Genomic DNA, 1,474 nt, shown 5'->3' on the forward strand with positions numbered 1-1,474 from the left:
CGGCAACGAGCGCAACCCACACTTTCAGTTGCCATCATTCAGTTGGGCACTCTGAAAGAACTGCCGGTGATAAGCCGGAGGAAGGTGTGGATGACGTCAAGTCCTCATGGCCCTTACGGGTTGGGCTACACACGTGCTACAATGGTGGTGACAATGGGTTAATCCCAAAAAGCCATCTCAGTTCGGATTGGGGTCTGCAACTCGACCCCATGAAGTCGGAATCGCTAGTAATCGCGTAACAGCATGACGCGGTGAATACGTTCCCGGGCCTTGTACACACCGCCCGTCACACCATGGGAATTGGGTTTACCCGACGGCCGTGCGCTAACCAGCAATGGAGGCAGCGGACCACGGTAGGCTCAGTGACTGGGGTGAAGTCGTAACAAGGTAGCCGTAGGGGAACCTGCGGCTGGATCACCTCCTTTCTAAGGATGTATCCACCAGAGCGTTACTTGTAACACTCTACAGGATACACTTAGCAGATCTTCCAGATCAGGAAGATCATCACGCGGCCAGGCCGTCCTCATATCCCTTCAAAACAGACTGCCGGAGCGACCGTCAACCAGCCGGTCAAGGCATGGGTCGGTAGCTCAGGTGGTTAGAGCGCACGCCTGATAAGCGTGAGGTCGGAGGTTCAAGTCCTCCTCGACCCACCATATTCCCTTCAGGCAGTGTACAGGTTCGCCTGATCCGAGGCTCGATCAGCAGCTTTGCTGCCTTCGGCCAAAGGCCAGCGCGCCGCGAGGCAAATCTTCATAATTTGCCTCGCAGATTATGGGGCCTTAGCTCAGCTGGGAGAGCGCCTGATTTGCATTCAGGAGGTCAACGGTTCGATCCCGTTAGGCTCCACCAAATTCCATCACATCGTTCAAAGAGTTCAGGATCTGATCTGAAAGCAATGCAAGCATTGCTTCCACGTCCGATCCAGGACGAGCTGCGGTCTTCACCAGAAGATCAAAGCTTTGACATCGTATAGAGAGAGAGAAACATCGATAACACTGATGGCTCACAGAAGTGTCTGTGATCCGTGTCGCAAGACACAGGTGTTATTGTTCAAGTCTAGTACGCAACCGGTGATGACCAAGGTCATCACATGGGTAGTATATATGACTTCTGACCGGAAAGATGGCTGCGTCATAGCTTGTATGCAGCCTTGCTCTTTCCGGATCAGATCAAGCGCGAAAAGGGCGTTTGGTGGATGCCTAGGCAGTAAGAGGCGATGAAGGACGTGGTACCCTGCGTTAAGCCATGGGGAGCCGGGAACAGGCTTTGATCCATGGATATCCGAATGGGGAAACCCACCTGAATGTTTGTTGTAATTACCTCTGGTAGCTTACAGCAGGCATGAACAGGTACTAATTACCTGAATACATAGGGTTTTTAGAGCAAACCCGGGGAACTGAAACATCTAAGTACCCGGAGGAAAGGACATCAATAGAGACTCCGTTAGTAGTGGCGAGCGAACGCGGATCAG

At 52.6% G+C, this 1,474-nt stretch carries 2 tRNA genes and 2 rRNA genes; all 4 read left to right on the forward strand.

The features are described from left to right. Positions 1-425, forward strand: a 16S ribosomal RNA gene (locus H0485_RS21180); the annotation flags it as partial. Positions 426-579: 154 nt separating this feature from the next. Next, positions 580-656 (forward strand) — tRNA-Ile (locus H0485_RS21185). A 120-nt stretch (positions 657-776) separates the two neighbouring features. Beyond that, positions 777-852 (forward strand) — tRNA-Ala (locus tag H0485_RS21190). Between the two features lie 318 nt (positions 853-1,170). Further along, positions 1,171-1,474: ribosomal RNA gene (locus tag H0485_RS21195) — 23S ribosomal RNA — on the forward strand; the annotation flags it as partial.

Source organism: Pseudogemmobacter faecipullorum, assembly GCF_020539525.1.
GTDB lineage: Bacteria > Pseudomonadota > Alphaproteobacteria > Rhodobacterales > Rhodobacteraceae > Pseudogemmobacter > Pseudogemmobacter faecipullorum.